The sequence below is a fragment of the Nostoc sp. genome (assembly GCF_036919595.1).
In the GTDB taxonomy this organism is placed as follows: domain Bacteria; phylum Cyanobacteriota; class Cyanobacteriia; order Cyanobacteriales; family Nostocaceae; genus Nostoc.
The window spans coordinates 24,406-46,369 of the sequence record NZ_JBALCO010000101.1 but is presented as its reverse complement, the minus strand read 5'-3'; the positions used below and the strand labels follow the sequence as shown (position 1 = coordinate 46,369).

At 41.6% G+C, this 21,964-nt stretch carries 16 protein-coding genes and 1 pseudogene; 7 read left to right on the top strand and 10 right to left on the bottom strand.

Annotated elements, in window-relative coordinates:
* Positions 1–94: 94 nt before the first annotated feature.
* Positions 95–1,453, bottom strand: a complete 1,359-nt coding sequence (locus tag V7K21_RS15270) for a sensor histidine kinase (RefSeq protein WP_335175589.1) — start codon at positions 1,451–1,453, stop codon at positions 95–97.
* Positions 1,454–1,810: 357 nt separating this feature from the next.
* Here V7K21_RS15270 and V7K21_RS15265 point away from each other — a divergent pair, with 357 nt between their 5' ends.
* Entirely contained in the window at positions 1,811–2,008 is a 198-nt protein-coding gene (locus tag V7K21_RS15265) for a hypothetical protein (protein ID WP_335175587.1), read from the top strand.
* Positions 2,009–2,084: 76 nt separating this feature from the next.
* Positions 2,085–3,257: an S-layer homology domain-containing protein gene (locus V7K21_RS15260; protein ID WP_335175585.1), complete on the top strand. Its 1,173-nt coding sequence runs from the start codon at positions 2,085–2,087 to the stop codon at positions 3,255–3,257.
* Between the two features lie 238 nt (positions 3,258–3,495).
* On the opposite strand, the gene V7K21_RS15255 is transcribed toward V7K21_RS15260, so the two are convergent.
* Entirely contained in the window at positions 3,496–3,933 is a 438-nt protein-coding gene (locus tag V7K21_RS15255; protein WP_273769015.1) for a CAAD domain-containing protein, read from the bottom strand.
* A gap of 1,117 nt (positions 3,934–5,050) precedes the next feature.
* On the opposite strand from V7K21_RS15255, the gene V7K21_RS15250 reads away from it, so the two are divergent.
* The gene (locus V7K21_RS15250; RefSeq protein ID WP_335175583.1) at positions 5,051–6,727 is read left to right on the top strand and encodes a sensor histidine kinase; all 1,677 of its coding nucleotides are present in this window, start codon (positions 5,051–5,053) and stop codon (positions 6,725–6,727) included.
* A 138-nt stretch (positions 6,728–6,865) separates the two neighbouring features.
* On the opposite strand, the gene V7K21_RS15245 is transcribed toward V7K21_RS15250, so the two are convergent.
* The 3 genes from V7K21_RS15245 to V7K21_RS15235 are packed head-to-tail and all read right to left on the bottom strand — an operon-like array spanning position 6,866 to position 8,880.
* Positions 6,866–7,567 carry a carbonic anhydrase gene (locus V7K21_RS15245; protein WP_335175643.1) on the bottom strand — a complete coding sequence of 234 codons (702 nt, stop codon included), beginning with the start codon at positions 7,565–7,567 and terminating at the stop codon, positions 6,866–6,868.
* 28 nt (positions 7,568–7,595) lie between these two features.
* Positions 7,596–7,907 carry a P-II family nitrogen regulator gene (locus V7K21_RS15240; protein ID WP_335175581.1) on the bottom strand — a complete coding sequence of 104 codons (312 nt, stop codon included), beginning with the start codon at positions 7,905–7,907 and terminating at the stop codon, positions 7,596–7,598.
* 4 nt (positions 7,908–7,911) lie between these two features.
* Positions 7,912–8,880 carry a sodium-dependent bicarbonate transport family permease gene (locus tag V7K21_RS15235; RefSeq protein ID WP_335175579.1) on the bottom strand — a complete coding sequence of 323 codons (969 nt, stop codon included), beginning with the start codon at positions 8,878–8,880 and terminating at the stop codon, positions 7,912–7,914.
* Between the two features lie 653 nt (positions 8,881–9,533).
* On the opposite strand from V7K21_RS15235, the gene pcrA reads away from it, so the two are divergent.
* The gene (pcrA, locus tag V7K21_RS15230; protein ID WP_335175577.1) at positions 9,534–11,858 is read left to right on the top strand and encodes a DNA helicase PcrA; all 2,325 of its coding nucleotides are present in this window, start codon (positions 9,534–9,536) and stop codon (positions 11,856–11,858) included.
* Between the two features lie 48 nt (positions 11,859–11,906).
* On the opposite strand, the gene V7K21_RS15225 is transcribed toward pcrA, so the two are convergent.
* The 4 genes from V7K21_RS15225 to V7K21_RS15210 all read right to left on the bottom strand — a co-directional run bounded on the left by V7K21_RS15225 (position 11,907) and on the right by V7K21_RS15210 (position 15,232).
* Entirely contained in the window at positions 11,907–12,200 is a 294-nt protein-coding gene (locus tag V7K21_RS15225; protein ID WP_335175575.1) for an antibiotic biosynthesis monooxygenase family protein, read from the bottom strand.
* A 91-nt stretch (positions 12,201–12,291) separates the two neighbouring features.
* The gene (locus V7K21_RS15220) at positions 12,292–12,942 is read right to left on the bottom strand and encodes a retron system putative HNH endonuclease (protein ID WP_335175573.1); all 651 of its coding nucleotides are present in this window, start codon (positions 12,940–12,942) and stop codon (positions 12,292–12,294) included.
* Complete coding sequence (locus V7K21_RS15215) at positions 12,939–14,312, bottom strand: AAA family ATPase (RefSeq protein WP_442948888.1); 1,374 nt, start codon at positions 14,310–14,312, stop codon at positions 12,939–12,941. The genes V7K21_RS15220 and V7K21_RS15215 overlap by 4 nt, the downstream gene beginning before the upstream one ends.
* A 2-nt stretch (positions 14,313–14,314) precedes the next feature.
* On the bottom strand, positions 14,315–15,232 hold the full coding sequence (locus tag V7K21_RS15210; protein ID WP_335175571.1) for a metallophosphoesterase family protein: 918 nt from the start codon (positions 15,230–15,232) through the stop codon (positions 14,315–14,317).
* A gap of 135 nt (positions 15,233–15,367) precedes the next feature.
* Here V7K21_RS15210 and V7K21_RS15205 point away from each other — a divergent pair, with 135 nt between their 5' ends.
* Positions 15,368–16,252 (top strand): hypothetical protein, encoded by an 885-nt coding sequence (locus V7K21_RS15205; protein WP_335175569.1) that lies wholly within the window; start codon positions 15,368–15,370, stop codon positions 16,250–16,252.
* A 181-nt stretch (positions 16,253–16,433) separates the two neighbouring features.
* The gene (locus V7K21_RS15200) at positions 16,434–17,267 is read left to right on the top strand and encodes an ATP-grasp domain-containing protein (protein WP_335175568.1); all 834 of its coding nucleotides are present in this window, start codon (positions 16,434–16,436) and stop codon (positions 17,265–17,267) included.
* Between the two features lie 45 nt (positions 17,268–17,312).
* On the opposite strand, the pseudogene V7K21_RS30750 reads toward V7K21_RS15200, so the two are convergent.
* Positions 17,313–17,546, bottom strand: a pseudogene (locus tag V7K21_RS30750) (hypothetical protein); the annotation flags it as partial.
* Between the two features lie 170 nt (positions 17,547–17,716).
* On the opposite strand from V7K21_RS30750, the gene cobN reads away from it, so the two are divergent.
* Positions 17,717–21,955 carry a cobaltochelatase subunit CobN gene (gene cobN / locus V7K21_RS15190; protein ID WP_335175564.1) on the top strand — a complete coding sequence of 1,413 codons (4,239 nt, stop codon included), beginning with the start codon at positions 17,717–17,719 and terminating at the stop codon, positions 21,953–21,955.
* The last annotated feature ends 9 nt before the right edge of the window (positions 21,956–21,964 follow it).

The window sequence follows — 21,964 nt, the reverse complement described above, 5'->3', positions numbered from 1 at the left end:
CTCCACCTAACCTAAAAGAAATTTTTTGTTTCAAGTCAAAGACTAAGAGCAAAATTTTATGAATCTCAAATAAGCCTTTGAGGATGCAGTTTTCTTAAACTAAAGGCAATAAAATTTCAAATTTTGTACCTATACCAATCTGTGAATGGAAATTTAATTTTCCACCATGTCTTACAGTGATAATTCGATAACTTACTGCTAAACTAGTATTCTTACTATTCTTTGTTTCAAGAGAAAAAGACTCCATAATTTGCTGTTGCAATTCTTGAGATATTCCAGAACTATTGTCAGCAATGCGAATTAAGATCCAACGAGAATCTGCTAAATTTGGGTTGCTTGCTTCCTGGGAAATCACTTCTGTGGTAATATCAATTCGGGGTTTTTGAACAGTCTTTGTATCATCTAGATGCAACTGCTGTCGCACTGCTTCATTGATTAAAGTATCTACAACTTCGCTGAAAATATTCATTAAAACCTGATTTAATTGCCCCATAAAGCAATAGATTGGAGGTAATTGACCGTAGTACTTTACGATTTCAATTTCTCCTTGAAGACGGCTATTAATTAATAAAATAATACTATCTATGCAGGCATGTAAATCTGCTGGTTTTGGATAAAGTTCATCGATATGACAGAAGTTTTGTAAGCTGGTGACGAGTTTTTTTAATCTTTCCGCTCCGGTGCGGATACTAGCAAGCGATCGCGACAAATCTTGTTCTAAAAAATCAAATTCAATCTCTTCTTTAATAAGATTAATTGCCTGGGAAGCTAATGGGAATTCTTTTTCATAAGCTGCTATCAACTTGAGTAAATCTTGGCTGTAGTTTGAAACATAAGTTATATTACCCCAAATAAAACCTACTGGGTCTAAAATTTCGTGCGCTATGCCGTCTACCAAACGTCCCAGATTTGCCATTTTATCATTTTGAATCATTTGGGCTTGGCTGCGTTCATACCGCACCAGATTGTCAATTCCCCGAATTTGCCAAGAAATAATATTCAATTCTTGTACATCTAACAATCTATAAGCACCAGATTCTGTGTGTACTACAATTGGCTCTGCTAAGAATTCTGGCGATCGCTTTAAGCTAAGTTGCATCGCAGTTAAAATCGATGTTGTATCAGCAAGGAGCAACATCGGTATCCGTGCATAGCTGTAGAGAACGGCTAATGGTTGCTGAACAAATAACTCTTGTCCATAGGGACGAATCAAAAATTCCAGCAGTCGTCGCCGCGAAATCATCCCAATAAAGTTTCCCTGTTCTACCAAAATAACTCCTGGTAACAGGGGATATTTTTCCAAAAAATTAGCCACTTCCATACCAGTGCGGTTGATTTCTACTGGGAAGTTGTACATTGGTAGTTCTTGGAGGGTTGACTCTAAATCGAGATCGCGATCGCTACCAATAGACAAAAATGGCGGTAAGATTGAGCAACTGAATTCTTCTGGCACTAGACACCCTGATTTTTACAAAGACAGGTAAACAATAAGTTAATATTTTACATTCTGCCACCTTTAAATCCGGTTTAGGTTTAGGTATCTAGTCGAACTAAGCTAATCCTCATTCATTTTTCCAGAATGATTCGCTTGTAGTAAGCGGCTCCAGCCCTGCTTTTATGCAACTTAAATGCTCATTAGCCTAGTACAGCTTCTTAATTAACAAAGCAAGGGCAAAATCTCTTGTCTTAAATGCTAGCTTTCACAATTACTGGCAAGAGCGATCGCAAGCTAAACTAAAAACAACCTTTACAAAAAGTGCAAAATCCCAAAGAGCCGATCACTTAACTGCCCAATTGCGATCGCTCGGCATTGAACCAGAAGCCTAATATTTTGCTACAAATTACGAATTACTTTAGCAAGTCTTCTCCCTACAGCCCTTCCCTAACGGGACGCCTTACGGCGAACGGGCATCCTACGGCAGGCGTTAGCCTCTCACGAATGGGAAAAGGGGAGACGATGCCGCGCAACGAGCGTGATTACGAATTACAAATTGGAATTATGAATTAAAAAGGGCTGGTGTAAAAGAGTCATCTGTGGCTTAATTTGTTTAGACACAAATTTTACTGCTACCAGGGTACTCACGATGACAAATAGACCTCCTTCCGAACCGGAGTCATCCCAAAGAACTGCCCTTGGCTTTGATGAATTTATAGCCATTCTGATTGCCTTCACCACTATCGGAGCGATTCTTTTTTGGTCATTGTCTGGCAGGGATTCTAGCTGGAACTTAAACGGGCTGCTGTCGCCTTCTTCCACTCCATCTCCTAGCGTTCAACCAAATCAAGTATTGCCCTCCCCTACTCCCAAGGTAGAACCAAATGCAGTTTCTAGATTCAAAGTTTTGCCGTCATCTCCACCTGAAGGTGTTATTGAACCCAAGATACCTTCATTTCCGACTAACAGCGCAACTTCTTCCCGTGCAGTGTTACCATCTGCTGAGGTAATCCCAATTCAATCCCCACAACCACAGACGCCTGTATCCTCTTCAACAGGACTTGAGTCATCAATTACATCATTAGCATTGCCTTTAGTAACTCCGGCAAAACAAAAATCCATTATTCCGCCGCCAATTGCATTTAACGATGTGCCCAATAACTTCTGGGGTCGGCGTTTTATAGATGTTCTTTCTTCCCGTGGTATTCTCAAGGGGTTTCCTGATTATTCTTTCAGACCAAATCAGCCTGTAAATCGTGCCGAATTTGCTGCTATACTCCAAAAAGCCTTTGACCAAGAACCGTCTAAGACCGCGATCGCATTTCAAGATGTACCAGCAAAATTCTGGGCAACTCCAGCAATTGACCAAGTTATCAGTGCCGGATTTCTTACAGGCTACCCTAAAAAAACCTTCAAACCACAACAAAATATTTCGCGAGTGCAAGTTTTAGTTGCCCTTGTCAGTGGATTGAATTTAAAAGCACCCACTTCCCCAAATCAGATTTTAAGTGTCTATAAAGATGCTAAAGATATTCCAACCTATGCTATCAGCAAAATAGCCACTGCTACAACTAATGGTCTGGTAGTTAACTATCCAAATCAACAAATTCTCGCTCCTAACAAAGTAGCTAGTCGGACTGAAGTGGCAGCAATGATTCATCAAGCTTTAGTAAAACGTGGCAAGTTGGAAGCAATTCCATCTCAAAACATTGTGCCGCAGCTACGCCTGCCGCAGGCATCGCGCAGCGTGTCTCCAGGACTTTCGCGCACTCCAAAGCACAACCTAAAAAGTAACTTGTCCGCAGGAGGCTCGTCTCAGTGAGCTTGCTAGGAAAAGTGTTCAACAAACAGGCAGAGGAACTGGGGATAAAGATTCTTTATTGCTCCCCTGCTCCCTTGCTTGTTGGCCAACCCATTGCAGAGAATTCAAAATTCAAAATTCAAAAAAATTCTTAATTTTGAGAAAAGTCTGATCTAAGGCTTCCTCAGATCAGAACAGAGCATGATTTTGAATTAAAGCATTAGCGTAGCGTCTTTGCAGAAGAAGCCATAGTTAGATATTAAGCTTCTGGAATTTCTTTACCAACTACTTGTGATTTCAGAGTGGTGATTTCACTAGTTAACTCTTTCCTGGTTGAGGCTTTGAGTAAATAGCGGTAAACAAACCAGGCAGAATAACCAATACCAATCAACTCAAAAGTAGGTGCTACCAAGGGGATATCATTCAAAGCATCTAATATTGCCAAGAGTACTTTAACCCCAACAATTGATCCCACAATTAAACCAACAGTTACCAGGGGTTGCTTATATTGATTAAAGAAGCTTCCCAGATATTCTGGTAATGTTGCTAAAAAGCTAGAAATTTGCTCCCCGTATTTTAGCCATTCGTCTTGAGATTGTGCGGGGGGCTGGAGTTTGGTGATGGTTCCCGTTTGGCTGTTGATATCTGTCACTGTACCCTCTTTGGATGTGCTTTCTGTGAATTCTTGTTCTGGCATTTTCGCTCCTATAAATTTGACAGTTGAGTTTTTCTGATCTGGATAATTACAACCAAAAGGCTGTTGATTAGCTAATGCACAAGTGCATCAATAGAATTAGGTCAAGGGCAGAAAAGGGTTTTAGTATCCTATAACCATAATTGTCCCGTAATATCTACTGCATCAACTACAAGGTAGAAAGTCAGTAGGAGGATAGAACTCAGAAGGATGTTGTATTATAATCGGCTTTCTGAGTTCTTTTTTTTGAATCAACTGGAATCCTCCGGTTGTAATTATCCCATTCCGTGTCATTTGCTCATAATCGTACTAAATCTAAGTACAAATTATGCAAAAATCAGTCCACCTCTCATTTATATAAGCCTAAAAGCCGATTTTATCTGATATTAAAGCTATCTTAAGCCGTCTTCGTCAATTAACGCATTCGTATTGATATTAATACGTAATAACAGTTTTTGTGTGTTCATATAGACTAGATTTTAGAACTATTTTATGATATGTGTGCCTGGGGACTTGGGAATACGTGGCGCTCTCTGGGGATAAGGGGCAATGGGGACTGGGGAGATAAGGAAAAAGAAGTCTCTAACTTGTCTCCTCCCAATGCCCAATACAACTCTTGGAGAGGCTGCGCCAACGGCTTACCTCGACTTCGCTACTTCGGCTTCTCTACGAGACGCTCTTGCGTTCGCTTAGTACAAGTGCCCAACGAATGTCAAAGCTTTTGTTTTTTTCCTGATTGTATTAATTTTCTCAAGAAGCAGTAAGGTAGAGTAATGGCGTACCTGATGCCAAGAACTCATTGCTATAGCAATCAAAATTGAAAGGTGAGAAAACACGGAGATTAAAAGTACCTATTTATAGGCATTTCAGCAATTTTATCTCTCACAATGATTTAAAATTGCTATATCCAAACCACTTATACTGTATAAGGTTATGCTAATTATCTAATAAGTAATGATTTGCTATTGCTATAAAAGAAGATAATCTAGATATTAATCATCAATGAAAGTGTTTGCACAAGCTAGACTGATTTAGTGATTTTTGCGGGAAGGCAAGAAGATTTGAGAAATGCTTTCCTCAAAAGCCAACCCCTATCGACAGCAGTTCAGAAAGCAAAAAAGTGTTAGCCGAAGAGCCATCGACAGACGAACTCCCGACTATAGAATTTCCCTCACGAGGGAAACTCAAAGCCAGTTCTTGGCGTATCCATCAAAAAATTGGCTATGGGTACTTTGTAGCTATTGGAATTGGCTTTTTTGGCTCACTGACTGGGTTAGTGATTGCCAACTACTACCGGGGAAGAGAAGTCAGGCAATTCAATCAAGCCTATGAACAAGGACAACTACTGAGTAATTATAAAGATGCAGTAGTAGGGGCGCAATTGCATAGCTCTAACCTAGTTGCTGTATTGGAAAATTCACAACAGCTGCAAAGCAAAAAAGCCGATTTTCTGAAAAATGTTGAAAAAGCCAAGCAATTAGAGTCAAAAATTGCCGGATTCATCGATAGTAAACCTAAAAGACTAGCAGCAACAAGTTCGACTTTACAGACGTTATTGCTGGATTATAAGACTAATTTAAAAGCTTACGTTGACCAAATAGAGGTCGTCTTAAAGGAAGTTGACTCCCAGCAAATGCAGCCTCAGCAGATTTCCTCTGCCCGATTGCAGTTATTAACAATTATGCGTGGTGAAACAGCCATTCGGCTAGACCAGCTTTCTGAAAGCTTGACTAACATCCTGCAAACTGCTGAAGTTCAAGAGCAAGAAAGGCAAAAAGCTGTTGAAGAGGCAAAAGTAGTTGAGCGATTCATCGTGATTATGAGTATGCTGGTTTCGGTGGTGATCGCAGCCATTGTAGCATGGCGTACCAGTCGGGCGATCGCTGAACCAGTTATCACTGTCACCCAAGTAGCGGAGCAAGTTGCAAGAAAATCTAATTTCGATTTGCGAGCTCCAGTCACCACTGAAGATGAAATTGGCCTACTCGCCAAATCTCTAAATCGTCTGATTGAACGAGTATCTGAGCGAACAAAAGAACTACAACAAGCTAAAGAATTAGCCGAAGCTGCTAGCAAAGCAAAAAGCGTGTTTTTGGCCAATGTCAGCCACGAATTACGCACGCCATTAAATGCTGTCATTGGCTTAAGCCAACTTTTAGAAGACGACGCCACCGATCTTGGTTTATCAGGAGACTTTATCACAGACTTAGAAACAATTAACTCTGCTGGTAAGCATCTACTGCACTTAATTAACGAAATCCTCGACTTGTCAAAAATTGAAGCGGGGAAAATGACCCTCTATCCAGAGACATTCGAGATTGCAACCCTAATTCATAACGTTGTCCTCACAGTCAAACCGACTATAGAAAAAAATGCCAATGTCTTAGAAGTACATATTGATCAGCAACTTGGCATCATGTACGCCGATCAAACCAGGATGCGGCAGGTGTTATTAAACTTACTAAGTAACGCTGGCAAGTTCACTACAAACGGCAAGGTGATACTGACAGTCAACAGAGAAAAGGATGAATTCCGACGACTGGAGGCTCCTTTGGGCATGATTACTTTCACCGTTACCGACACAGGCATAGGTATGTCTCACCGTCAACAGCAGCAGTTATTTCAACCTTTTACACAAGGAGATACTTCGACTACGAAAAAGTATGGAGGTACGGGGCTGGGGTTGGCAATTAGCCGCCACTTTTGCCAGATGATGGGTGGTGAGATTATTGTCAAAAGTGAACCAGGAGTTGGCTCTACTTTCACTATTCGTCTACCAATGACTGTGCAGGATTGAAGAAGTTACTGAAAACCTGAAACCTAGATCCCCCCTTAAAAAGAGGGGAACCCTAAACAGCCAACTTTTATAAGGGGGTTGGGGGATCTCTTGTGCGTAAGTCCTAAATTGTTTAATTGTTGGGAATCCTCTGCCAAATTAAGTAATGATACTTACCCTCCCTGTATCCAAATCGTAACGACCTCCGACGATTTTCAATTTGCCTGACTGTACCTGCTCAGTTAAAAGCTGCGATCGCTTCAACCGTTCAAGTTGATATTGTACATTTGCAACCACAGCATTTTCAACCGCGTCACCCGACTGATCCTTGACCTTTTCCACTGCTGGTTTAATTGCCTTCACAAAAGTACCAATATCACCGAGTAACGATTGGTTTTGTACAGCGGCCGTTACTGCCCCACAACGCTCATGACCCATCACCATCAGCAATGGAGAACCTAACAAGACAACCGCATATTCAATACTGCCGATCGCTTCAGAGGTGGCAATATTTCCGGCAATCCGAACATCAAAGATATCCCCAATGCCCTGATCGAAAACAATTTCTGCGGGGACTCGTGAATCCGCACAACTGAGAATAGTTGCAAATGGATGTTGAGCTTGAGCAACTTCCTGCAACCGCAGCGCAGATTGATCGGGGTATTGAGGATGATGCTGAACAAACCGCTGATTTCCCTCCATCAGCTTTTGCAATGCTGCATCGGGATTGAGGGATTCAGGGGAGGTTGAGGGTATTTCGGCAGCTTTAGCCTGTTCCACCCGCCAGAGGAAATCGCTGGCAGATAACATCATCCCAAACGCTCCGGTCATTCCTAACTTCAAAAAGTCACGACGTTCCATGAAATGCTTCATTAAATTTATAACTCTCTTACATCGAGGCAACACATCTGACAGAGCGAATTTCCATCACATCGGAAACGTAGCAAGTACCTCCGAACTTATTAAGGAGTGGTTTGATGTTTTCGACAACCGGCTTTAGTTGTTCTGGCATACAAAACGCGAGGATGTAAACATTATCAAGCATGGTCATGTCTAAATCTTCTGTCGTTCCTCGTAATCCTTTACCAGCAACATTTCGGATTACGGCATGGTTATGTACACCCGACTTGTTTAAATTATCTAAAATTTTGGCCAGCTCAAAGGAGTTGGCGATAATTTCTATCTTTTTAACTACGTGCATATTATTACCTCCAAAATAGGTTAATTCCGTAGAGATATAACGGAATTCCCACAATAATATTGAACGGGAATGTCACTGCAAGAGCAGTAGAAACATACAGGCTGGGATTTGCTTCTGGAACAGTCATCCGCATCGCCGCTGGGACAGCAATGTAAGAAGCACTGGCACACAATACAGCGAATAACAGCGAATCTCCACGAGGCATACCGATGAATTTGGCAATCACCAACCCAATGCCTGCATTGAGTATTGGAATTAGTATGGCAAATAAAATTAGGAAAACTCCGGTTTTTTGCAAGTCTTTAATTCTTCTGGCAGCAACCAGTCCCATGTCCAGTAAAAAGAAGGTGAGAACGCCATAAAACAACCCTTGAGTAAAGGGTTCTAATACGTGCCAACCGCGTTCTCCTGTCAAGACACCTATTAAGAGACTACCGACTAATAGAAAAACTGAACTATTAAGAAATGCTTCTTGCAAAACTTCTGGCCACGAAAACTCTCGCTTGCCATCAGCGGTGAATATATTCACCAAAATTAGACCAACTATAATTGCTGGGGATTCCATGAGCGCAAGGGCTGCCACCATGTAACCATCAAAAGTAATGCCAAGCTCAGTCAAAAAAGCGCTAGCCGTGATGAAGGTGACGGCACTGATAGAGCCATAGGTGGCTGCGATCGCAGCAGCATCGTAAGTATCCAATTTCCACTTCAGGATAAAAAAGGTGTAAATTGGAACAACGCAAGCCATCATCATTGCTGCCGCGAGTGTTAGAATTACTTCCTGAGTAACACCGCTTTTGATTAGTTCTACCCCTCCTTTAAAACCAATGGCAAACAACAGATACAACGAAAAGAGTTTGGGCGCTGGTGCGGGAATTTCTAAATCAGATTTGACAAAAACAGCAGTCATGCCTAAAAAGAAAAACAGGATTGGCGGATTCAAAATATTGGATACAATTAAGCTCAGATCCATATCCACCCCTCGTTGTATTGGTTAAACCTGAAATTAAAGAAATTTTTCATCTTTAAAAATTTAACGGTTGAATCATGATTTATCGTGTATCGCTACCCAATGTCAATTGGATACTCAAGGAGTGAATAGTCCTATTGGTGACAATACTCTGGTTATGTATTACAACGTTTTTCAAGCAAATAAACCAGGCGCTACGGAATATTGCGGTGTCCCTACGAGAATCTGTAGGGGCAATTCATAAATTGCCCTACTGTTGACAACAGAATAAGTTAGAGCTTGTCTAGTATTTTTATGATTTTTGATTCCCCGTCGCTGATTTTACGACAGAACGCGCAGGAATAATTGGTCGCTAACTTATCTATGTAGAAAAATTAACGTAATAGCTAAAAGTGGCAGAGAACTTGTACAACCTGGTGGGTGAAAGGGTATAGGGAGAACGTCTAATGAAGAGTCTCGGTGACAGGTGAGCAAAGTACTGTGTTACGCAATCTTTGTTGACCAAGTTTCGTTAAGATATTGTAACCTGGGCAATAGCTACTCTCTATTGATGTGACGCCAGGCGACGCCGATAGCGAAGCGGTAGCGAGTCTTGCCTACGGCACGCTGCGCGAACGAGCGTCATAGCCCGTCGGAGACATCGCTTTTTCACATCCATGACAACAACCATCGACTTTCTCAGTCACCTTAACCCTAGCCAACGTCAAGCTGTTGAACATTACTGTGGCCCGTTGCTAGTTGTTGCTGGCGCAGGTTCCGGTAAAACACGAGCGCTGACTTATCGGATTGCGAATCTGATTCTGAAACACCGTGTCGATCCAGAGAATATCCTGGCGGTTACTTTTACCAACAAAGCCGCACGAGAGATGAAAGACCGGATTCAACGGCTGTTTGCGGAACAACTGGCAATGAAACAACACGGTAAGCGTTTTGATTTGTTGACAGAATACCAACAGACGCAATTGCGATCGCAAGTTTACAAAAATACGATCAAAGACTTGTGGTGTGGCACTTTCCACAGTCTATTTTCTCGTATTCTCCGCTTTGATATCGAAAAATATGTAGACGAAAAAGGACGGCGTTGGAATCGCAATTTCTCTATCTTTGATGAATCAGATGTTATGACTCTGATTAAAGAAATCGTTAATAAGCAGTTAAATTTAGACGATAAGAAGTTTGACGCCCGCTCTGTCCGCTACGCTATTAGTAATGCTAAAAACCAAGGTTTATCACCCCAAGAATTTGAGCAAGAACAACCCAATTATCGCGGACGGGTTATTGCCCAAGTATACAATTTATATCAAGATAAGTTAGCAGAAAACAACGCTCTCGACTTTGATGATTTAATTCTTGTACCTACTAGATTGTTTCAGCAAAATGAGCAAGTATTGGGTTACTGGCATCGGAAGTTTCGCCATATTCTCGTAGATGAATATCAAGATACTAACCGCACTCAGTATCAACTAATCCACTTATTAGTTACTAATGGCGAAACCAGAAAGAGCGAATGGGAATGGCAAAATCGCTCAGTTTTCGTTGTCGGCGATGCAGATCAATCAATTTACAGCTTTCGGATGGCAGATTTCACCATCTTGTTGGGATTTCAAGAAGATTTTGGCGATGGTTTAGTAGATGATGACACGCGGACGATGGTTAAGCTGGAAGAAAACTATCGTTCTTGTGAGAACATTCTGCAAGCGGCTAATGAACTGATTGAAAATAACACCCAACGGATTGATAAAATCCTCAAACCGACACGGGGGCCGGGTGAGCAGATTACTTATCATAAAGCCGATGAAGAACTTGCAGAAGCCGCATTTGTGATTAATCAAATTAGTACTTTAAAAAACCAAAATCCCGAGTTGAACTGGGGTAGTTTTGCCATACTTTATCGGACAAACGCCCAATCTCGCCCCTTTGAAGAATTGTTGGTAAAATATCAAATTCCTTATACAGTTGTGGGGGGAATGAGATTTTACGATCGCAAAGAAATTAAAGATGTCATTGCTTATTTAAGAGCGATCGCTAACCCATCTGATACAGTCAGTTTATTAAGAGTTATCAATACTCCGCGGCGGGGAGTTGGCAAAACCACTATTGACGCTTTGGTTAACGCCTCCCAACAATTAGGGACAACTTTGTGGGAAATACTCAGCGATGAAACATCAGTTAATACATTAGCTGGACGGGCGACAAAAGCTGTAAATAACTTTGCCGCAATGATTAGCCGTTGGCAAGGACAAATCGGCACGCTTCCCGTAACTGAAGTTTTGCAAGGAATACTAGAAGACTCTGGTTATGTCCAAGACTTGATGAGTCAAGGCACAGATGAAGCCACAGATCGGGTACAAAACGTTCAAGAACTTTACAACGCCGCACTGCAATTTCAAGAAGAGAACGAAGAGGTTTCCCTTGAAGACTTTCTGAGTAGTGCCGCCCTCAGTTCTGATTTGGATAACTTAAAAGAAGGACAGACAGCCGTTTCTTTGATGACTTTGCACGCTTCTAAGGGTTTGGAATTTCCCGTAGTATTTTTGGTGGGATTAGAACAAGGACTGTTTCCCGGCTACCGATCGCTGGGCGATCCCGCATCTTTGGAAGAGGAACGCCGCTTGTGTTATGTGGGGATTACTCGCGCCCAAGAGCGGTTATTTTTGTCACACGCGCGTGAACGTCGTTTGTATGGTTCTCGTGAACCTGCTGTGCGATCGCAATTTCTTGACGAATTACCAGAAGAATTATTATCTACCAAACACCTGAGTCGTCAAAGTTATACTAAAAGTGCCTCTACTCCTAGTGGTAAACAAGACGCAACCCAGAATTGGCAAGTAGGCGATCAAGTATTACATAAAACTTTTGGTGTAGGTGAAATAACTCATGTTTTTGGAACGGGTAATAAGATGTCTGTGGCAATTAAATTTTCCAGCTTGGGACAAAAAATTGTTGATCCAAGAGTAGCGCAGTTGCAACGAGTAGAGTGATGCAACCGCAGATCCCCGACTTCTTTGAGAAATTGGGGATCTTGTTTTTCATATTTCAATTTCTTCAAAGTGTTCAAGAGTGGGAAATGGTTCATAAAAATGATGCAGAAGTTTTTTCCACTCTTGATACTCAGCAGAACTTCTAAATCCCACAGTATGAGATTCTAAACTTTCCCATCTGACAAGTAATAAGTATTTACCTTGGACTTCTATACATCTATGCAATTCATGGGATAAATATCCGTCCATTGAGGAAATAAATTTAGAAGCTTTTTTGAAAGTAGCTTCAAAATCGGATTCTAGACCAGGTTTAACATGAAGCATAACTGCCTCAAGAATCATAAAATTTTGCGGTGAGAATTAAGCTAATGTTATTTAGTATAAAGTGAATCATGTTTACGACGGGTTACATTTACGTAGATATTTTATTTAATCAAAAATAATTCTTCAGTAAATAGCTAATTGCGGCACAAAACGGAGTATATTGCCCATCAACATCCAGTTTTTCATAACCTTCAGTAAGCAGTTTTATTTCTATTTCAGTCAAACCTTCAGTAGCTAGCAATGCAGCATCAATTGCTACTCCACGCATATTTTGCAGTTTGTCAATGTCAAGTGCAAGCTTATTAATTGTTGTTTCAGCAACAGCTTTTTTAGCTGGATTATCTGTCGGTTGAATTTCACCAGAAGCAGGATATTTAAAAAAATCAGCACAGTTTATTTCCAAAGGTGAAACCATCAAATTTTCATCGTACCAATACTTTTTCTTATGTCCGCAATGCACCGGAACAGTAGGAGGTTCTTCACTTTCTCCTTGACATGAAGCGATGAGATTTGTGTACTCCAGCGCCAGATTTAGATAAGTACTACGAGGTTTGAGGTGTTCTATATGGCTAGTTTCTCTAGTGATACGCATTCCACAATAGCAACAGATACATCCCTGTTCTTTCAGTAGAGCATCATGTACAACAGGTTTTTCTGGTGTTTGAAAATTATCATCCCAGCTAGGTTTCCAATCATCATTTTCCAGAGCCTTCCACTTGGTAAATTTTTCTGGTTCCTGACTCTTTTTGATGTGCTTCATCGGTTGAGAATTTCCTTGCGCCGAATGAGTACATCCGCTTTTACAAATTCTGGCTCGTCTGCTCCGATTTCATTAGCCAATTGTTGACGTAATTGCCTAGCACCTTCAATATTTCCAGCATCAATTAGTCGAAAAAGCTCTAAAAGACTTTCTTTAATTTCCTGGGGACGTTCTGGAACACCCATGAGGTCTTCTAAAATGCGATTGCTGTCTCTCCCAAAAGAACTTTCTGGTCTTTTAGCAACAACACCTTCGTCTGTTTTTTCTAAAATGTAAATTCCTTCTGGCTTGACTTGGCTAATTACTTGGGGCGAATGAGTAGTGACAATAAATTGGCAATTCGGGAATGTTCTTGTCAAAGCTGGAATAATTTCTCGTTGCCATTTGGGGTGTAAGTGAAGTTCAATTTCATCAATTAAAACAACACCATTACCTTGGAGTGGATCTGGTAAACTAGGGTTAGCGATCGCCAATCGTCTTGCTAAATCTCCTACCATTGCCAATAAGCATTTCTCCCCATCAGATAGCTGATTAATTATCAGTTCCTGACCACGTTTTATTACAGTCATCCGTAAGGGCAATCTCTCAACTCGTAAGTCTGAAAATTCTGGTTGTAAAGAAGTGATTGCTCCCCTTACTGATTCCAATTGTCTGTCTCGATAATTAAGATTATCCCGTCGCAATTCATTCTCCAAGTCTTCTCGATTTCTAAACCATTCAAAAAAGCTTTTAAAATCGATTTTTCCTCCAGTAAGTGACTGTTCATAAGAATCTATCTGCTTAAACTCATATTTTTCTGCAATTTCCAGTGGAATATCAAGAACTGCGCGATTGACGGGGTAGTATACTGCTAAGGGTAAGTTCACTTTAGGATTAGCTTCTATCTGACTGCGTAGCTCATCAACCACTACTCTTAATTCTTCTGGTAGGTGACTTTGAATGGTTAAGTCGTTAAAACTCTGTCCTAACTTCTCCTCTAAAGTAATTTTGATAGATTCATCCTGCTGACCTAATAGCTCAAGTGTTACTATTAACTTTGCTAACACACTAGTTAAATTTTTCCGAACTTCATTTTGAATTTGAGTTAGCGACCAAGTGAATTCGCGCAATTCCAATAAAACTGTAATTTCATTATGCGTATCTTTACCTCCATTGCTAATATCTTGTTTGTTAAATGATCGTATTGCATCAACAGAATTTTGAATACTCCCTGTGATCTGGGAAAGAAGAATAGCAAGACAATCAAGAATACTTGATTTACCCACGCCGTTGATACCAATAAGCACAATTGGCTCAGTTTCATCGAAATCAAGCGTCAAATCACCGATTCCACGGAAGGATTGCATTTTCAGACGCTTGACTTTCATCATAATTACGCTGATTTTAATTGAATAATGCCTTTATCAAAAACGCGATTATCAGTAGCGATCGCACCAACTTCTATTCTATCTTTATACACCTCATAAGAGGCAAAACTTAAATCACTGGTGGAATACTCTGTCCACTCGGAACGTCCTACAGGACGATTACCTGCACCTGCGCCACAAATTAAATAAGTTGTACCATCAATAGCACGAGTACGTTCATAACTATGTTCGTGACCATTGATGTAAAGTTGAACGCCGTATTTTTGAAAGAGAGGAGTAAAAGTTTTAATAAAATCTGGATTACTCCCATACTGACCCGATGAATAAATCGGATGATGGCCAAATACGACTTTCCAAGGAGCATTACTAAGACTTAATTCTTTTTCTAACCAAGGTAGCTGGTTTTTCCAATCAGCATTACTGTTAGTATCTAAAGCGAAAAATTGTACTTGATTACGTTTAAATGTATAGTAACGTCCCTTCATATTAAAGTCGGCATACTTGATTTGTGGATCTCCATTAGCAGTACGAATATCGTGATTACCTAAACAAGCCTGAAATTTTACATTTTGCTTGAGCAAAACTTTGTAGGGACGCTCAAAAACTTCGCTGATTTTTTCAATTTCGCCGTTATTGTAAATGTTGTCTCCAGCTAAAACGACTAAATCATAAGGATTTTTCTGATGATATACATTCATCGCTCCAGCCACAGCATACTGTCCTTTAGCCCCAGTTCCGGTATCTGCTACAGACACAAAACGTAATAACAAGTCTTTTTTGGCTGGGTTGGCGGCTATAGCTGTTGTTGAATCAGTAATACCAGCACTTTGATTATTTTGATGAGCTAACATCCAGCTTAAAAATCCTGTACTAATGGCGCTGAAGCTACTTAAAAATAAAAATTGACGGCGTTTCAGGTTCATAATTCACCAAATTTAGTAAATAGTCAGTTCAGCGAAAACAATGAGCAATGAAGTGATACATTAAGGCAAAAGAAGGCAGCACCAGTAATAATGTACGTTGTTTGTCTTTGATTCGCTGCTTTTGGTGAAAGTTCCATGTCACAAGACAATCAGTCAAAACCGACGAATGAGCAGGTAACTCAACCTCCCCAAAAACCTTACCAGAGAGTTCAGCCATTTTGGAAGGCTAAAATTATCCAACTTCTCCAAGGGACGATTGGGGTTTTAGAAGTAACGGTTGAGAAACTGGAGACTGCACCCCCACCTGGTACTGAAGAAAAACCGAGTTTTTTCCAGCAACTTCAGTTGCGATGGGGTGGACTGTTAAGGACAATCCGCTTGTTTTTACCATCAAATTTGTCAACAAAGTTATCAGATACAGCTTTGACGGGAATTGTTACTGCAATTGCTGTAATTTTCGTGTGGACAACTACGACTGTCTTTACTGGCAAACCTACTGAAGTAGCAACACTTCCACCAATTAAGGAGATTCCTGTACCTACACCAATAATAACTACTCCACCACCGGAGTCAGTCGCACCAGAACCACAGTTGCCACAGCCACCAGAGGAAATTACGCCGCCGCCAGAAGTACAAACTCCGCCACTACCAACGCCGGAAGCGGAACCAGAACCAATTCCCACACCAACTCCGACACCAACCATAGAATTGACACCAGAACAAGCCTTGATTGCGGCTATTGAAAATCAGGTAGCTGAAACTAGCGATCGCATTGCCTCTGGTCTGATAAAGTCAATTCAAGCCAACTTCCGCACCAGCAATCTTACAGTTAAAATTAGCAACGATTGGTATACTCTCAAAGAATCTCAGCAGGACAAACTAGCTGCAAAAATATTACAACGCTCTCAAGAACTTGATTTTACCCATTTAGAAATTATCGACTCTCAAGATAATCTGATAGCGCGTAACCCAGTTGTCGGTACTGAGATAGTGATTTTTAAACGGCAAACAACAATTTGAAATAATTTGTAATGACGCTCCTACAGACGCTCGTTCTTCTCTGCGAGACGCTCTTGTTAGCTTGCTTCCCTGTAAGGGTACACTAACGCTAACGTAATTCGTAATTCGGAAGGAATATTCTAAAAAGCTTTGAATTAATAGGTATCAATTTATTTATGTCAACACTTAAATTAAAGTATTTATGTTAGATAATCTTTCGCTATTACTCAAAGCTTGTAAAAACTTAAACATCAGCTATGAAATTATTCATCCGGCTGAAAACTTAGTAAAAATAAAAATGAATAATAAACAACATTATTTTTGCAATTATAGTACTCCGCTAATAAATCAAGCAGTATCACAAATTATCAAGGACAAGGAATATACTTACCATCTTTTAAATAAAAAAGTTAAACTTCCTCGGACAATAGGTTTTCTTTCCCCTTTTTGTGATCTACAATATAAAATTTACTTAAAATTTACGAGCTTTCAAGATATTATTTTAGAAATAAAAGAAAACTTTGAAACACCCGTAATTGTTAAACGGAATTCTGGCTCAAGTGGACACAACGTTTTTTTATGTCAGAATATAGATGAAGTCGAAACGGCTTTAAAAGAGATTTTTAATATCAATCATAAAAAGTATGATTATGTTGCGATCGCTCAAGAGTTTATTAACATTAAATCTGAATATAGAGCGGTTTTCTTAAATAAAGAGTTAGTTTTGCTCTATGATAAAGATATAAATAATGCAAAGTTTATAGGTAATCTCAGTCCTCTCCACTGGGATGGTGCGAAAGCCAAATATATCAATGAGCCACAAATATTGTCAGAGATTGCTAATTTCGCTAGACCAATTTTTGAAGAATTAGACCTTGATTATGCTGGTTTAGATATCGTCTTAGATGGAGATAACCAATATTGGTTGATTGAAATCAATTCTCACCCAAATTATAGTATTTTCTCTAGAGACAATGGAGAGGAGCCTGTATTGAAAATTTTTGAAAAAATGCTAATTAGCCTAGCCTCAAAATAAAAAGTTTAATCCTTCGGTTATCTAATTCATAACTCTGCATAAATTAGTTGCATCTATGGTAATAATATTTGCTCCTGCTTTTGCGATCGCAGCAGCATGGTTAAACTGTGGTGTAATGTACATATTGTATCCAGCTATTAATTGCTTCTATAGCCCAATAATTGGTACTTGCACTCTTTCTTGCAGGGTGCTGACGTGATTTGGCGGCTCAATACGCACACCAACAGCACCATTATTTACAGCAGCTTGTGCTAGCGGCTTCGGCGGCGAGGAAAGCATCGCGCAGTCCTATTATGCCCCTACACCTGGCAATATAATGTTTTACCTCATCTGAATGGGAACCGCTATAAGCATTTTCAATCATTAATAGTAAGAGGGGGCTGAATGCAGGGGAAAAAGTTTGTTTTGATTATGTAATAACCAACAGTTTAAAACGGTAATACAGCATTATGCATCGGATAAGTAGCACATCGGGTGGATGGAATCAGTCAGAGGGTTTAATTTTTCTAGAACAAACTCCAGCGCCTTTGGTGTTGATTACGGCCGCTGATACCGACATTCAAACTTTGGCAGCTGCGCTTGGGAAATTACCTGCAAGCTTTCCGGCATTAAGAGTAGCCAACCTGTTACAGTTGCAGCAACAATTAAGTGTAGATACTTATGGAGAACAAGTTTTAGAACTTGCCCAAGTAATTATTTTGCGCCTGTTAGGAGGACGTTCCTACTGGGGTTATGGCTTAGAAGTAGTGCAGGAAATTGTACAACGTAATGGTAGAACCCTGATTGTAATGCCAGGGGATGACGCTTTTGATCCCGATTTAATCTCCCTGTCTACCGTGCCTTTAGGTGTTGTTAACCAGGTATGGCAGTATTTTAGCGAAGGCGGCGTAGAAAATTTCGTTAATGCTCTCCAATTTATCTCTGACACTTGCCTGTTAACTGCATACAATCCCCCGCTACCCCGGTCAATTCCGCGTGTGGGATTGTATGAATGGGGAGTGGGTAATGGGCAGTGGGGAGCAGGGACCAGGGAGCAGGGAGCAGAGGAGCAGGGGAGCAGAGGAGCAGAGGAGCAGGGGAGCAGGGGAGTGTTAGAACTTGATTCATCCACCTCTGATACTCGTTCATCCATCTCAGAACTGGATGAATCCACCTTTGATACTCGTTCATCCACCTCGGAACTGGATGAATCCACCTTTAATACTCGTTCATCCACCTCGGAACTGGATGAATCCACCTTTGATACTCGTTCATCCACCTCAGAACTGGATGAATTCACCTTTGATACTCGTTCATCCACCTCAGAACTGGATGAATCCCCCTCAGAACCTCAAAGCTTCCAATGCCCTATCCCGAAAGTCGGCATTCTTTTCTACCGTGCCCATTATTTAGCGGGAAATACTAAGGTAATCGATGCTTTATGCGAAGCCTTGGTACAGAAAAATTTACAACCAGTGCCAGTGTTTGTTTCCTCGTTGCGTGAACCAGATGTTCAGGCTGAGTTGAGTGAATTTTTCCAACCCAAAGAAGCCGAATCAATAGCTGTGCTGCTAAATACCACCAGTTTTTCTCTAGCACGCTTGGAAACCGAAACACCCCAAATCGACCTGTGGCAAAAATTAGATGTGCCTGTGTTGCAGGTAATCCTTAGTGGTGGGTCAATTGAGCAATGGAAGTCACAGTTTCAAGGGCTTTCTCCCCGTGATATTGGGATGAATGTGGCGTTACCAGAAGTAGATGGGCGGATTATTACTCGTGCTGTGTCTTTTAAAGAAGTGCAAACTCGTAATCCCCATCTAGAGACAGATGTGGTAATTTATGAACCAGTGAGCGATCGCATCGAGTTCGTTGCTAAACTAGCAGCAAATTGGGCGCGTCTGCGTGACAAACCCCCACAAGAACGGCGAATTGCCCTAATTCTGGCAAACTACCCCAACCGGAATGGACGCCTCGCTAATGGTGTGGGACTGGACACCCCAGCTAGTTGTGTAGAAATCCTGCAAGCTTTACATCTGGCTGGGTATGAAGTAGAAAATCCACCTGCTCAAGGAGATGAGTTGATTCAACGGCTGACAGATGGCGTAACAAATGACCCGGAAGGTCAAGAATGGCTTCCGGTACACCAAAGTGTCTCTTGGGAAGAGTATCAAGAGTATTTCGCTTCTTTGCCGCCAGCAGTGCAGCAGGGTATTAGTGAGCGTTGGGGTGTGAGAGAGCAGAGGATCAATCAAGAATTCTTCCCCTCTGCCCATCTGCCCCCCTGCCCCTCTGCCTCTATCCCCGTTCCTGGAATTCAACTCGGCAACGTTTTCGTGGGAATTCAGCCAGCAAGGGGTTATGATAATGACCCCAGTTTGAATTATCATGCACCGGATTTAGAACCAACTCATGCTTATTTAGCTTTCTATTATTGGGTTAGAGAATGTTTTGGTGCTGATGCTGTGGTTCATGTGGGAAAACATGGAAATCTAGAATGGCTACCCGGTAAAAGTGTGGCTTTATCGAGTAATTGTTATCCAGAAGTGGCTTTTGGCGCACTTCCCCACCTTTACCCGTTTATTGTGAATGACCCTGGTGAAGGTTCTCAAGCCAAACGTCGCGCTCAAGCGGTGATTATAGATCACTTAACGCCGCCCATGACTCGTGCGGAACTCTACGGTTCTTTGCAACAATTAGAAAATTTAATTGATGAGTATTATGAAGCGGAAAGTTTAGATCCTTCTCGTTTGCCAGTGATTCGCGATCGCATCCGCGAACTGGTGATCAAAGAAAATCTCCATCTAGATTTAGGAATCCAAAATGAAACAGAAATTTTTAATTCTGTTAGCGCAGCGTTAGCGAGTCCACGAGCGTCATCCTTAATTTTGAATTCTATCGGTGGCTATCTTTGTGAATTGAAAGAAGCCCAAATCCGCGATGGCTTGCACATTTTTGGGCAATGTCCCGAAGGACGCCAACTACGAGATTTAATAGTAGCGATCGCTCGCATACCCAATCGCTATTCTTCAGGTATTACCCGTGCCATAGCTCAAAATTGGGGTCTAGACTTCGATCCCCTCACAGCAGATTTGTCAATGACTAGTGGTGAATACTCAATAGTCAATGGCACAGAATGCCGTACCCTTGGTGATATCGTCGAAGTCCTAGAAGAACACGCCGCCCTTCTAGTAGAAAAACTAATAAATCAGGACTCTTGTACAGACGCGATGAATCGCGTCTCTCCCCCCAGCACAGACGCGATTCATCGCGTCTCTACCTGGATACGCGATCGCCTACTTCCGGCTTTACAAAGAACCCCCGAAGAAATCACCCATTTATTACACGGACTCGATGGCGGTTATATTCCCAGCGCCCCAGCTGGCGCACCCACCCGCGGCCGCCCGGAAGTTCTACCAACTGGGAGAAACTTTTACTCTGTAGATATTCGCGCCATTCCCACAGAAACAGCTTGGGATATCGGTAGGAAAGCCGCTGAAACCCTCATTGAATATTACACTCAAGAACATGGTGAGTATCCCAAAACACTAGGTTTATCAATGTGGGGAACTGCCACCATGAGGACTGGGGGTGATGATATTGCCGAAGCCTTGGCTTTACTTGGAGTCCAACCTGTATGGGATGGTGCAGCGCGGCGAGTAGTGGATTTTGAAATTTTGCCCCTGGCGATTTTGGGGCGTCCCCGTGTAGATGTCACCTTGCGAATTTCCGGATTCTTCCGGGATGCTTTTCCCAACTTAATTGATTTATTCGCTCAAGCAGTGTCAGCAGTTGCAGACTTAGATGAACCGCCAGAACAAAATCCCCTCGCGGATGCAGTTCGCCAAGAAACTGATTTGTGGACAAAACAAGGATTAACTTTAGAAGCAGCAGTGGTGCGATCGCGCTATCGCATCTTTGGTTCTCGTCCAGGTGCTTACGGCGCCGGACTCCAAGGTTTAATCGAATCGCAAAACTGGACAGATGACCAAGATTTAGCTCGCGCCTACATCAACTGGAGTTCTTACGCCTACTCCTCAGGAAGCGGGGCAGAGGAGCAGGGGAGCAGGGGAGTAGGGGAAGCAGGGGGAGCAGGAGAGGATAAAATCTCCAATCCCGAATCCCCAATACCCAATGCCGAAGCCTTTAAGCAACGCTTGGCGCAAATGCAAGTTGTGCTGCACAATCAAGACAACCGTGAACACGATTTACTCGATTCTGATGATTATTACCAATTTCAGGGTGGCTTAACAGCGGCGGTGCGTTCTCTACAGGGAAAAAATCCCCAAACTTATTTTGGTGATAATTCCATACCTACCCAACCACGAGTCCGCCAACTGAAAGAAGAAATCGCACGAGTGTATCGTTCTCGCGTTGTTAATCCAAAGTGGATTGCAGGAGTCATGCGCCACGGTTACAAAGGTGCTTTTGAAATGGCGGCGACGGTGGATTATCTATTCGCCTACGATGCAACAGCTAAATGTGTGGAAGATTATATGTATCAAGGCATAGTAGAAGCTTACTTGCTCGATCCAGTTGTCTCAGAATTTATTCAGCAAAAGAACCCTTATGCACTGCGTGATATTGCTGAAAGATTATTAGAAGCACACAAGCGCAATTTGTGGGAGGATGTAAATATAGGAACATTAGAAGCTTTGAGGAACCTAGTACATCAAGCTGAAGCACTGATCGAAGAAAAATCAATGGTGTAGGAAATAAAT

What these genes read in the sequence shown, in the direction of transcription:
- V7K21_RS15220 (WP_335175573.1), bottom strand. Translation starts at nt 12,942, where the DNA reads ATGAAGCACATCAAAAAGAGTCAGGAACCAGAAAAATTTACCAAGTGG.
- cobN (WP_335175564.1), top strand. Translation starts at nt 17,717, where the DNA reads ATGCATCGGATAAGTAGCACATCGGGTGGATGGAATCAGTCAGAGGGT.
- V7K21_RS15205 (WP_335175569.1), top strand. Translation starts at nt 15,368, where the DNA reads ATGTCACAAGACAATCAGTCAAAACCGACGAATGAGCAGGTAACTCAA.
- V7K21_RS15260 (WP_335175585.1), top strand. Translation starts at nt 2,085, where the DNA reads ATGACAAATAGACCTCCTTCCGAACCGGAGTCATCCCAAAGAACTGCC.
- V7K21_RS15200 (WP_335175568.1), top strand. Translation starts at nt 16,434, where the DNA reads ATGTTAGATAATCTTTCGCTATTACTCAAAGCTTGTAAAAACTTAAAC.
- V7K21_RS15210 (WP_335175571.1), bottom strand. Translation starts at nt 15,232, where the DNA reads ATGAACCTGAAACGCCGTCAATTTTTATTTTTAAGTAGCTTCAGCGCC.
- V7K21_RS15235 (WP_335175579.1), bottom strand. Translation starts at nt 8,880, where the DNA reads ATGGATCTGAGCTTAATTGTATCCAATATTTTGAATCCGCCAATCCTG.
- pcrA (WP_335175577.1), top strand. Translation starts at nt 9,534, where the DNA reads ATGACAACAACCATCGACTTTCTCAGTCACCTTAACCCTAGCCAACGT.
- V7K21_RS15215 (WP_442948888.1), bottom strand. Translation starts at nt 14,312, where the DNA reads ATGATGAAAGTCAAGCGTCTGAAAATGCAATCCTTCCGTGGAATCGGT.
- V7K21_RS15225 (WP_335175575.1), bottom strand. Translation starts at nt 12,200, where the DNA reads ATGATTCTTGAGGCAGTTATGCTTCATGTTAAACCTGGTCTAGAATCC.
- V7K21_RS15240 (WP_335175581.1), bottom strand. Translation starts at nt 7,907, where the DNA reads ATGCACGTAGTTAAAAAGATAGAAATTATCGCCAACTCCTTTGAGCTG.
- V7K21_RS15245 (WP_335175643.1), bottom strand. Translation starts at nt 7,567, where the DNA reads ATGGAACGTCGTGACTTTTTGAAGTTAGGAATGACCGGAGCGTTTGGG.
- V7K21_RS15255 (WP_273769015.1), bottom strand. Translation starts at nt 3,933, where the DNA reads ATGCCAGAACAAGAATTCACAGAAAGCACATCCAAAGAGGGTACAGTG.